The sequence below is a fragment of the Bacillus sp. DNRA2 genome (assembly GCF_012843265.1).
Lineage (GTDB): Bacteria > Bacillota > Bacilli > Bacillales > Cytobacillaceae > Bacillus_BU.
The window spans coordinates 29,969-42,845 of record NZ_JABAIT010000024.1; the positions used below are offsets into that span (position 1 = coordinate 29,969).

Sequence of the window (12,877 nt, forward strand, 5' to 3'; positions counted from 1 at the left end):
TGGAATAATTACTTGTTTTTCGAATAGGAATAGTTATAATATTTTTCGGAGGTGGAAGAATGTTACTCGGTGAATCTCAGAGAAAAATTAAAACATTCGATGTCGACCCTGACTTAGGTGATATCCCTAAGCAAAAACCTTCAACCCGAATGGAACTAACACGTAAAAGAACAAGATTTTCAACACGGTTTATTAATCCCGATGGAAGCTTTACGGAAGAAATTTATAATCAGCCCATGTTTTTTCAAGATATGATCGATAGAAAATGGAAACGAATCGATAATAGACTACAAAAGAGTTTAATTAATCCGAATAAATTTGAAAATATGGCGAATGAGTTTAAGACAACTTTTACTGAAGAATCTGATCCAAGTACCTTAATGTCCGTTCAAAAAGAGGGCTATAATATAGATTTAATCCTAATCGGAGCCAGAAAAGTAAAAGCAGTTATTAATGAAAATGAAATTACCTATCCAGATATTCTTCCGCAAGTGGACATTGTCTATCTCGTTACGAACGATAAGATCAAAGAAGCTTTAATCTTAAAAGCACCAACAGGTCAAAATCGATTTTCCTTTGAATTAAAAAGCCCGGCGAATGTCACTGCCAGGTTAGAGACAAATGGAAACATTTCTATTCTTTCGCCGCATAATGATTTACTTTGGATTATTGAAAAGCCTTATTTAGTTGATTCGAAAGGAATCTATTCAAATGATGCAAATTTTGCAATTCGAAAAGAAGGGAATCGAACGTATATTGATCTATTAGTAGATTTGAATTTTTTAAACAACCCTAATATGAGTTATCCCATTACAGTTGACCCAACGATTCAATCCTCTTTATCGATTCGTGATACCTTTATTTCAAGTCGATATCCCCAAAATTCCTATTCTAGTCAAGCCTATATGTTTACTGGTGTAACTCCATCCTACAATATAACTCGCTCCTTAGTACGATTCGCATTACCACCATTACCAAGTAATTGCCGAATTACAAGTGCAACTTTTCAAGCGTATCAAATCAACACGAACATAACGAACGCTATTATAGACTTGCATCGAATAAATTCTTCCTGGGGAGATTCTGTAACATGGAACTCACAGCCTGCCATTTTACCAACTTCAGAATCGAGTGCTTCACCGGGTACCTTTAATGCTTTTTGGAGATGGGAGATCACGAAATTAATCCAAGATTGGTACAATGGAACTCAAGCTAATTACGGGATCATGTTAAAAAATCGAGATGAAACATCCGCACCTTATGGATTCTTTACGACTAAAGAAAACACAGCAACGTATGAGCCAAGAATAACCCTTACTTATACAGTTGATCCAATTGGTCTTGAAGAATATTGGCATCGAACGGAGGAAGGTATAAATCCAAGTAATGGGAATCTAAGCCTTTCAGAAACTGATTTGTTCATTACTGGACGTGGAATCCCACTTTCAATTGAGCGAACTTACAACAGCAGGAATACAATCGAAAAAGGTGTTTTTGGATATGGCTGGTCCAGTAATCTGGATGTCCGTCTCACGTTTGCGGCAACGGGCCCAATTGTTTATTCTGACAGTGATGGTACTAAGCATTATTTTGGAGAGTCGTTAGAAGGTGAGTATCTTACCTTAAGTGGAGTTTATCTTGATTTAGTGAAACAAACAGACGGAAGTTTTATTCTAACACTTCCAGATAAATCAACTAAGTATTTATTTAACGCTACTGGAAAACTTCAATCGATCACCGATTTGAATATGAATGTTACAATATTTACTTACAATCCTTCGGGTTCCTTGCAAACTATAACGGAATGCTTCAAATCGAACGTTAAGCATTACCTATGGAACTGCTGGCTTTATTTCCACCATCACAGTTGAAAACCGTACCTATCGTTATACCCAGGATGGGAATGGCTATTTAGTGGGTTATACGAATGCCAAAAATATTACGAAGGCATATTCGTATGATGGGCTCGGTAGACTTTCAACGAGAACCGATGGTAGGAATGTAACGACCAACTTCGCCTACGATACTTCCAGCAGAGTTAATCGGGTTAGCCGTCCCTTTACTGTAGGAGGTACAGTCCAAGAACACATCACTACTTTCAGTTATGATTCTATAAATAATTCGAGCACAAGAGTGTTAAATAATAACCAAAGAACAGACTACAGTTATGATTCTTTTGGTCGAGTCGTCCAAATTACCGAAAACCCATTAGATGCGGCAAATATGAAGATTACTAAGTTTTCCTTTAATAATAATAATGAAGTAGTTCTTCTACAAGACCCAAAGAATCAACCATATGTTTATGAATACGATAATCAAGGCAATTTAACCTTTGAAAAATTGCCTGAAAACCAAAAGGCATATAATACATTTGATAATCAAAATAACTTAATTAGTGAACAGGATTATAATCAGAATATTGAGCAACATGATTATGATGTAAAAAATAATAATACTGAATCCATCGACCCTTATGTTCAATCTGTTTCTAAACGATATAACTCTTTAGGGAACCTTTTGTACCAAACAAACCCGATGTCAGTTGCTGATAATCTTCTGCCAAACTCTGGATTTGAATACGGAACAACTTGGCCTGACTTTTGGACTCAGGTAGTTCAAAGTGGAAAAACGGCGCAATTTGCATGGAGTACGATTACAAAATTCGGAAATCGCTCCGTTAGTATTTCTAATCCAACTGGATGGGCGATAGTGCACCAGATTTTTGATTATGCTGGTGGTGAACCGTATGTCGTAAGTGGCTATATAAAAACTGCAAATACAACGGGAAGAGCCTACATCAAAGTAGAATATTTTGATCTCTCGATGATTTGGTTAGGACAACGAAATTCATATGGGTTAATTGGAACCCATGATTGGACCAGGCTGCAAACGGTCATTACCAATGTGCCGGCTGGGACGGTTAAAATCCGGATTTCGTTTGCGTTAGATGCAGGACAGGGCACTGCTTACTATGACGCAATCCAATTGGAAAAAGGAAATGTGGTCAGTGCTTATAACTTGATTGAAAATTCGAGCTTTGAACGGTACAGCAGCCCAACTGAGAAAATCCCACTACATTGGTCCACCAGTGGCAATTTATCAACAGCAGATGGGCGATATCAACTAGCAGAAAGTAATGATACAAGGGTCTATGTAGGCACTCAATCAATCAGACTTACAGGGGAATCAGGAAAAAATAAGTATTTGGCTCAGCGGGTATTAATTTCAGGAGCAGCTTTAACAAAACTAACGTTATCAGGATGGTCCTATCAGGAAGGAGCAAATCCAGTTGGAGGGAGCTTCGCGTTACAATTAGGAATCAATCACAATGATGGAACAGTGGATTGGCAATTCAAAAACGAGTTTAGTAAAACAATGCAAGGATGGCAGCATCTCTCCGTTGAGGTTGAACCAACGAAATCGTTCCAATCAATTGATGTTTATTTAATATATTATAATCAAACCGGATTAGCATGGTTTGACGGTTTGCGGCTTGAACTTGGTGCCTCACATACGTCATATGTGTATGATGCCAGAAATAATTATGTTACGACCATTAAAGATCCTTTAGGAAATACCATAAATTATTCCTTCGATTTCTTTGGGAATCGAACACAACAAGTTGAGGCAAATGGAAGTACTACGATTTATTCCTATAACGAAGTTAATGAACTCATTTCTGTCACTGATGCAAAAGGTTTTACGACAACCTATCAATATGACGGGGAAGGGAATATAACCGAAGTCACAAATGCAAAGGGGGATAAGCAGAAATATGATTACAATCAACTGAATTCCTTAACAAAGGTAACGGACGCTCTCAATCGTATCACAAGCTTTGAATACGATCGCTTTGGAAATCGAACCAAAACAATTAATGCGGATATGTCTTCAGTATCTAATATCTTTGACAATCATAATCGCTTAACCTCCATTTCTTATAATAATCTTAAACAGTTCGATCTAGAATATGATCTAAATGACAATCTAACGAAAATCACAAGACTGAACGTACCAATCTCCACCTTAACGTATGACTTAAATAATAGATTAATCTCTGAAACTGAAAGCGGCAAAACAACGAATTATAGCTATGATGATAATTCCAATATTACGGGATTATCGATTCAAGGCGGCAGTCAAATCAACTTCGTCTACAATAAATTAAATCTCATTCGCTCTATATTAAGAAACAATGCAATCGTGGCAAACTACATTTACAATGAGAGCCGGCAAGTATCATCTGTCTATTTTGTAAACGGAACTTACGCAGCTTATGAATACAATGGTGCCAACCAACTCATTGAACTAACAAACTACAAAATTAACGATTTAATGGATCGATATAAATACACCTATTCCCCAAATGGCAATATTATTAGGATTGAAACAAATTCCGGAACCATTAATTACCAATATGATCAGCTTAATCAGCTAACCCAAGAAACATTTTTAGATGGTACTACAATTTCCTATGAGTATGACTCTGTCGGAAATCGTACAAAGAAAACCGTAACAGCAAGTGGCACATCAACAGAAACCACCTATATCTACAATCAAGTCAATCAATTAATTTCGGTAAATAATCAATTCATACAATATGATCTAAATGGGAATATGGTGGATGATGGTGAAAGAATATTCGTCTACAATCCCGATAATCGGTTAATTGAAGTCAAAGTTAAAACAACAGGAAACACACTCGCTGCATTTACTTACGATTTTATGGGTAGACGAAAAACCATGACCACAACAAGTGGAACTGTCACATTCTATTATGATCAAAGAGATAACGTGATTTATGAAACCGATCAAAGCGGCACAATTCATGTGGAATATACATGGGATCAAGAAAATCGACCTATCACAATGATAAAAAATGGTCAAACATACTATTATCACCTAAATGGTCACGGTGATGTAATTGCATTAACGGATAAGGATGGGAATATTGTTGCATCATATTCGTATAATGTGTGGGGGATTATTATATCACAATCTGGTACATTATCTTCAACTAACCCATTTCGTTATGCCGGGTATCGATATGATGAGAATACAAATTTATATTATTTAATGGCGCGTTACTACGATTCAAATATAGGGAGGTTCATTTCAAGGGATCCATATCATGAATTAGATGAAGAACCAATAGCATTAAATTTATTTGCCTATTCAAAAAATAATCCAGTAAAATTTATGGATCGAGATGGGCAAAATCCAGTAATTGCATTTGCGATTGGTGGGGCTTTAAACTCTGTGCCATTACTTATATCATATTATTCAAAACACAACAATCTTAGAGGGTTTGATTGGAATAGATTTTACATCGCCTTTTTAGTAGGAGGTATCACCTCAGTATTTGGAGGAGCTTTCTATAACTTATTGAAGCGGGCTGGTGCAAATGTAATTTCAAAAATAATTGGAATGGGCTTGTATGAAACTAAAGCTAGTATTTTAAATACTGTATCACAAGGTAAAAAATTAACTTTAACAAATGTTGCTTTGAATTTTACTAAGGGTGGAGCACTAAAAGGGACTGGCATTGTGAGTAGAGCTTGGGGGATTTATAAAAAGAGTGGGTTAAGTGGCCTTCAGAGGTTTATTGGGAAAATTTTTTAATCGGAGGATTATTTTATGTTGGGTGAGGTATTATCAGGGATAATTGGTTTTACAATTCTTTTATCCGGAATATTTTATAATAGAAGTTATCATGAGAAAAAGAAAAATTTTAAAGGTGGAGGAAATGGAACTATTATAGGAGAAATATTTTATACAATTTTAGTAAATTCTCCTTATTTTATTGTAAAGATAATTCTAATAATTATGGGGTTAATAATATTGATATTAGTTATTCTATCGCATTACGGATTTGTTTAGTGGCCTCTTTATAGGAGATTGTTTTTTGAAATTTACCACAATATTTTTTGTTAAAAAAACTTTTTACACATACTTATCACACCTATTGCCGAACCTTAATGCTGTACTTCAATAACTTCTATGGAAACTGTACTGACTGGTTTGACGGTTTGGGAATTGAACTATGTGCCTCACATAAAATTACAACGAATTAAAAAAAGGCTGCTCTGGGTTTAAAACCCAAGCAGCCTTTTGTATTGATCCCCTTTATTTCCGTACAATTTCCCCATAAAATTGCATTCCATCCCCATGGTCATGCAAAGTTTAAAGATTAAGAGAACTTAGCAGCTTAGCGTGCAAGCGGTGCACCTTTTACGCTGATATCTTCAGAAACATCTCCGAACTTTTTGAAGTTCTCATGGAACTTGCTAGCCAATTCAGTTGCTTTTGCAACATAGGCAGCTTTGTCAGCCCAAGTTTTGCTTGGTTGAAGTACTTCATCAGGTACACCTGGTACATGTGAAGGAATATCTAAGCCAAAGATTTCATCTTTTTCTGTTTCGATGTGGTTTAATTCACCGTTTAATGCAGCTTGAACCATTGAACGAGTATAAGAAAGCTTCATACGTGAACCTACTCCATACTCTCCGCCAGTCCAGCCAGTGTTCACTAAGAATACATTGGCATGGTGCTCATCGATTTTTTGTCCTAACATTTCCGCATAACGAGTTGCAGGAAGTGGAAGGAATGGTGAACCGAAGCATGTTGAGAAAGTTGCTTCAGGGCTAGTTACGCCACGTTCTGTACCAGCAAGCTTAGAAGTGTAACCACTTAAGAAATGGTACATTGCTTGTTCCTTCGTTAACTTAGAGATTGGAGGTAATACTCCAAATGCATCAGCAGTTAAGAAGATAATTGTGTTTGGATGACCAGCAACGCTTGGGTCCACAATGTTAGAGATTGCTTGTAATTGATAAGCAGCACGAGTATTTTCAGTTAAAGATGTATCACAGTAATCGGCAATGCGAGTTTCTTCATCAAGGATGACGTTTTCAAGCACAGCACCGAAACGGATGGCATCGAAAATTTGTGGTTCTTTTTCACGAGTTAAATCAGCACATTTCGCATAGCAGCCGCCTTCGATGTTGAATACACCGTTTGCTGACCAGCCGTGCTCGTCATCACCGATCAATTTGCGATTTGGATCAGCAGATAGTGTAGTTTTACCTGTTCCGGATAGACCGAAGAATAAAGCTACATCACCTTCTGCACCAACGTTTGAAGAGCAGTGCATTGGCATAATTTCAGCTTCAGGAAGCATGTAGTTCATGACAGAGAAAATAGATTTTTTGATTTCTCCGGCATACTCAGTTCCGCCGATTAGTACTGTTCTGCGCTCGAACGAAATGATGATGAATGTTTCTGATTTAGTGCCGTCAACAGCTGGGTCAGCTTTGAAGTTTGGTGCACAAATAACAGAGAATGGATTTTCGTGATCTGCAAGCTCGCCTTCTTGAGGACGAATGAATAATTGTTGTGAAAATAGGTTGTGCCAAGCATATTCATTGATAACTTGGATTGGTAAACGATGTTTTTTGTCTGCGCCTGCAAAGCCGCGGAACACAAATACTTCGTTTTGTTGTTGCAAATAGTTGATGACCTTATTGTAAAGATTTGAAAATGCTTCTGCTGAGATTGGTTGGTTTACTGAACCCCAATCGATTTTTTCCTTTGATGCTGCTTCTTCAACGATATACTTGTCTTTAGGAGAACGACCGGTATATTTTCCAGTTGTAGCGCGAACTGCTCCAGTTGAGGAAAGAATTCCTTCTTTGCGCTCTAATACTTTTTCGACTAATTGTGGTACAGAAAGTTGGTTGCGGATGTTGCTACCTTTTAATAATTCATTAAGTTCATTGGAAATACTTACAGAATTCATCTGATAAATACCATCCTTTATCAAATATTTTTAAGTGTTGTAATTAGTATAACACATTCGAGTGATTAATCTATACTATTATGAATATTTTTATAAATTAAAATTAAATTAAATATGTTTAAGCGCTTAATTAAGGTTGAAAGTTAAATTAATCTGTTAATAATGATATTCTAATTTTGATAAGCTGGAACTAATTATGATGTAAATTGATACAGGCAGAAATCACTTAATTGTTGCTAGTTATTTACTAATTGGTGAACAATTGAAAAACGTTATTGACATCATTTGACTCGTTCGGTATGATTCTACCTTGAACGGATACTCTCTTATCCCGAGCTGGTGGAGGGACAGGCCCTATGAAACCCAGCAACCTGCTATGATGAAATAGTCTTAACTTATGAGATTTTTTCTTAGCAAAGGTGCTAACCTGACGCAAGGTCATTCCTTGAACGATAAGAGTGAAAGGCGCAAATGGATTCTCGAACCTTTCCTCATTTTGCAGGAAAGGTTTTTTATTTGTACCTTTTTGGAAGAGCGAGGGTTGTTTTTATTCCTGTTTAGGATAAAAACTCCATGTTTATTTCATACTACTTAGGGAATGAGTACCGTATCAATCAAGAGGTTAATATAGGAAACGATACATAATTCTAAGCTAACCTCGCTTTATTTCTATATATAAGGAGGAAATCAGATGTCAACAAAACGTCGTTTGTTTACTTCTGAATCGGTAACAGAAGGTCATCCCGATAAGATTTGCGACCAAATTTCTGATGCGATTTTAGACGCTATTTTAGCAAAGGATGCCAATGCACGTGTTGCAGCAGAGACTTCAGTTACGACTGGTTTAGTTCTAGTTGCAGGTGAGATTACAACTTCTACTTATGTAGACATTCCTAAGCTTGTCCGTCAAACTATTAAAGGTATTGGATATACTCGGGCGAAGTACGGCTTTGATTCAGAAACGTGTGCGGTATTAACTTCAATTGATGAGCAGTCAGCTGATATTGCAATGGGTGTGAATCAAGCGCTTGAGGCAAGAGAAGGTCTGATGACTGATGATGAAATTGAAGCAATTGGTGCCGGTGACCAAGGACTTATGTTTGGGTTTGCTTGCAATGAAACGAAAGAGCTTATGCCTTTACCAATTTCATTAGCTCACAAATTGGCCCGTCGTTTAACAGAGGTTCGAAAAGAGGATATTCTTCCGTATCTTCGTCCGGACGGAAAAACACAAGTAACGGTTGAGTACGATGAAAATGACAAGCCAGTTCGCATTGATACAATTGTTATTTCAACTCAGCATCATCCAGAAATTACGTTGGAGCAAATCCAACGTAACATAAAAGAACATGTAATTAATCCAGTTGTTCCTCAGGAACTAATTGATGATAATACAAAATACTTTATTAACCCTACAGGTAGATTCGTTATTGGCGGACCACAAGGGGATGCCGGCTTAACTGGTCGTAAAATTATCGTGGATACTTACGGAGGCTATGCACGTCACGGCGGTGGCGCGTTCTCCGGTAAAGATCCAACAAAAGTTGACCGCTCTGCTGCTTATGCTGCTCGTTATGTGGCGAAAAACATCGTTGCTGCTGGACTAGCTGAGAAGGTTGAAGTTCAGTTGGCATATGCGATTGGTGTAGCGCAGCCAGTATCGATTTCCGTTGACACATTTGGAACAGGTGTTGTTGGTGAGGATGTTTTAGTTGAGCTTGTTCGCAAAAACTTTGATCTTCGTCCAGCAGGTATCATCAAAATGCTTGATCTTCGTCGCCCGATTTACAAGCAAACTGCTGCATACGGTCATTTCGGCCGCACGGATATTGAATTACCATGGGAACGTACTGATAAAGCAGAAACGCTAAAAGAACAAGCAAATCAATAATTAAATCCAAATGGGAGTTACACTAGGCTGTAACTCCTGTTTTTTATTTCCTTCGATTATGGTAAGATATACTGTATGAATTCAGGATTTAATGGTTCATAACTAATTATAATGAAGTCCCTAATTGTTGTTAGGTGATTGGAGCGAAGTGCCCGTAGCGGAAATCACCTAACAACACAACTGGGGATGCGAATAGAACGGAGAAGGTGAACGTACATAATGTGTGGTTTTATTGGTTGTGTACACGAAAAAACACAAGACTATCGGGATGACCAAAAGCAGCTTTTTCAAAACATGAATAACATCATCACGCACCGCGGTCCCGACGATGACGGTTATTTTTATGACGAGCATATCCAATTCGGTTTTCGCCGTTTAAGCATTATTGATATCGAATGCGGTCATCAGCCGCTTACTTATGAAAATGAACGCTACTGGATTATTTTTAACGGAGAAGTTTACAACTATGTCGAGCTTCGTGAAGAGTTGATTAATGCAGGCTTAGAATTTGCTACACACTCTGACACAGAAGTCATTATCGCCTTATATAGCCATTTAAAGGAAAAGGCCGTTGAGCGACTTCGCGGGATGTTTGCGTTTGTCATTTGGGACAAACAGGAGCAAACACTTTATGGGGCTCGTGACCCATTTGGAATTAAGCCGTTCTTTTATTATGAAACAAAAGAACAGACTTATTTTGCATCAGAAAAGAAAAGCATTCTGTTGGCACTTGAAAAAGAAACATTAAATCAAGAAAGCATTCAGCAATATTTAACTTATCAGTTTGTTCCGGAACCATACACAATGACCGAAGGCATTTATAAGCTAGAACCTGGTCATTACTTTACGAAAAAAATCGGTGAACCGATGAAAATTTCTCAGTACTGGCGCGCTTCATTTAAGCCAGTTCATAAGTCCGAGGATGACTTTATTAAAGAAATCCGTGACGTCATGTATGATTCGGTTAAAATTCATATGCGCAGTGACGTGCCGGTCGGTTCGTTCTTATCAGGTGGTATTGATTCATCCATTATTGCGTCAATTGCTAAGGAATTTCATCCGGCGATTAAGACTTTCTCAGTCGGCTTTGAGCAAAATGGTTTCAGTGAAATTGATGTGGCAAAGGAAACAGCCGAAAAGCTTGGCGTTGAAAACATTAGCTATATCATTTCTCCAGAGGAATATATCAATGAGCTTCCGAAAATTATGTGGCATACAGATGATCCGCTGGCAGATCCGGCCTGCGTACCGTTATATTTTGTAGCACGTGAGGCGCGTAAGCATGTAACAGTTGTCCTGTCCGGTGAGGGGGCAGATGAGCTGTTTGGCGGCTATAATATTTATCGTGAGCCACAAGATCTTGAAGTATTTAATAAAATCCCTGCTATCGGCAAAACACTGTTAAAGGGAATCGCCCAGATGATGCCGGAGGGGATGAAGGGTAAAAGCTTTATTGAACGTGGTGTAACACCAATGGAAGAGCGCTACATTGGGAATGCGAAGATGTTTACTGAGGAAGAAAAGCGTGAGTTGTTCCGTGGTTTCAATGGCGAAATCGATTATCGTGATATTACTAAGCCGTTATATGCGGAAAGCAGAGGCTATGATCCAGTTGACCGAATGCAATTTATCGATATCCATACATGGATGCGCGGTGATATTTTATTAAAAGCGGATAAAATGACGATGGCTCATTCGTTAGAGCTACGCGTGCCGTTCCTTGATAAAGCCGTGTTTGATGTGGCTTCAAAAATTCCGACTAGCTTAAAAACGGCGAACGGAACTACGAAGTATATTTTACGGAAAGCAGTGGAGGGCGTTGTGCCAGACCACGTGTTAACTCGTAAAAAGCTTGGTTTCCCGGTGCCAATTCGCCATTGGTTAAAAAATGAAATGAATGATTGGGCGAAAAAGACGATTCAAGAAAGCAATACTGATCATTTAATTAATAAACAATATGTATTGAATTTATTAGATGAACATTGCCAGGATAAAGCTGATAATAGCCGTAAAATCTGGACGGTGTTAATGTTTATGGTTTGGCATGATGTTTATATTGAAAAAAAGTACAATTTTGAGCAAGATTTAATAAAGCAAACTGCATTGCAAAGATAACTAATAAAAAAGGGGCTGACTATTGCGGATGGAAAACAAATTCCGCATGAGTCAGCCCTTTTTTCACTGTTTAAGAAAGTATAAGTTTTGAACAAATTTTAGTGTCTAGCTCCAGGCACCGTCGGCTCGAGGTCACAAGTCAATCCGTCCAGAAGGTAAAAGGCAACCTTCCGGCCGGCTCGCCTTGTGCTTGTCGCCGATAAGCGGGCGCCTTACGCTTTTCTTATAAATAACTTGGTATAGTCAAGTAACAAAAGCTATAATTATAAGTAAAATTAAAACGAGAATATCACGATTTTCTACTGGAGAAACTATACACACTAAAATAGAAATGAGAATGGTGTCTAGCTCCAGCGCCTAGGGGCTCGGGGTCACAAGTCGATCCCTTCCGGAAATCAGGATTTCCTACAGGGCTTGCCCTGTGCCTGTCGCCCCTGAGCAAGGCGCTTCCGCTTTTCTTATTTTTGTACTGATTTATAGTACTGTGCTTTTTCAGCATATTCACGTGAGATTCTTTCCATATCGGCAATATCATCGGAATTAAGTTCACGAATGACTTTCGCAGGTCTTCCGAAGGCGAGTGTGTTTGGTGGGATTTTTTTACCTTGAGGAACAAGACTTCCGGCACCAATGAAGGCTCCTTCGCCAATTTCTGCCCCGTCGAGAACGATGGACCCCATCCCGATGAGTGCTTTTTTGCGAATAACACAGCTATGAAGGATGACTTGGTGTCCAACCGTCACCTCGTCCTCTAAAATAAGAGGGTTGTTCGGACTTTGGTGTAGAACAGAATTGTCTTGGATATTAACCTTGTTGCCAATAATCGTTGGTGCAACATCACCGCGAATGACAGAATTGTACCAAACACTGGATTCTTCACCAATTTCAACATCACCAGTAATCGTTACATAATCTGCGATGAAAGCAGAATCAGCTATTTTAGGGAAGACGCCCTTAAATGGATAAATCATAAATTTCTCTCCTTTTTCGACTGTTTAAATTAAATTTAGCCAAAGTGGTAGGCAGTTTGTCAAAGGTTTTTTCTTGAATATTCAAAAAATGTCGGTTGACAT

General features: G+C 38.1%; 7 protein-coding genes and 1 riboswitch. Of the genes, 5 read left to right on the forward strand and 2 right to left on the reverse strand.

Annotation, left to right across the window (positions count from 1 at the left end; genetic code table 11):
• Positions 1 to 59: 59 nt before the first annotated feature.
• From HHO41_RS17855 to HHO41_RS17865, 3 genes are read left to right on the forward strand one after another with little or no spacing between them, the layout of a single operon-like run.
• A complete protein-coding gene (locus HHO41_RS17855) occupies positions 60 to 1,871 on the forward strand; it encodes a DNRLRE domain-containing protein (protein WP_169101162.1) in 1,812 nt (603 codons plus the stop codon).
• 43 nt (positions 1,872 to 1,914) lie between these two features.
• Positions 1,915 to 5,622: an RHS repeat-associated core domain-containing protein gene (locus HHO41_RS17860; protein WP_169101164.1), complete on the forward strand. Its 3,708-nt coding sequence runs from the start codon at positions 1,915 to 1,917 to the stop codon at positions 5,620 to 5,622.
• Positions 5,623 to 5,637: 15 nt separating this feature from the next.
• A complete protein-coding gene (locus HHO41_RS17865) occupies positions 5,638 to 5,880 on the forward strand; it encodes a hypothetical protein (protein ID WP_169101166.1) in 243 nt (80 codons plus the stop codon).
• A gap of 328 nt (positions 5,881 to 6,208) precedes the next feature.
• Here HHO41_RS17865 and pckA read toward each other — a convergent pair whose 3' ends face one another.
• Positions 6,209 to 7,798, reverse strand: coding sequence for a phosphoenolpyruvate carboxykinase (ATP) (gene pckA, locus HHO41_RS17870; protein WP_169101168.1), 1,590 nt, complete (start codon positions 7,796 to 7,798; stop codon positions 6,209 to 6,211).
• Between the two features lie 323 nt (positions 7,799 to 8,121).
• Positions 8,122 to 8,257, forward strand: a riboswitch (SAM riboswitch).
• 232 nt (positions 8,258 to 8,489) lie between these two features.
• Here pckA and metK point away from each other — a divergent pair.
• Positions 8,490 to 9,689 carry a methionine adenosyltransferase gene (gene metK, locus HHO41_RS17875; protein WP_169101170.1) on the forward strand — a complete coding sequence of 400 codons (1,200 nt, stop codon included), beginning with the start codon at positions 8,490 to 8,492 and terminating at the stop codon, positions 9,687 to 9,689.
• Between the two features lie 219 nt (positions 9,690 to 9,908).
• The gene (gene asnB, locus HHO41_RS17880; RefSeq protein WP_169101172.1) at positions 9,909 to 11,804 is read left to right on the forward strand and encodes an asparagine synthase (glutamine-hydrolyzing); all 1,896 of its coding nucleotides are present in this window, start codon (positions 9,909 to 9,911) and stop codon (positions 11,802 to 11,804) included.
• A gap of 458 nt (positions 11,805 to 12,262) precedes the next feature.
• Here asnB and HHO41_RS17885 read toward each other — a convergent pair whose 3' ends face one another.
• The gene (locus tag HHO41_RS17885; RefSeq protein WP_169101174.1) at positions 12,263 to 12,775 is read right to left on the reverse strand and encodes a gamma carbonic anhydrase; all 513 of its coding nucleotides are present in this window, start codon (positions 12,773 to 12,775) and stop codon (positions 12,263 to 12,265) included.
• Between the last annotated feature and the right edge of the window lie 102 nt (positions 12,776 to 12,877).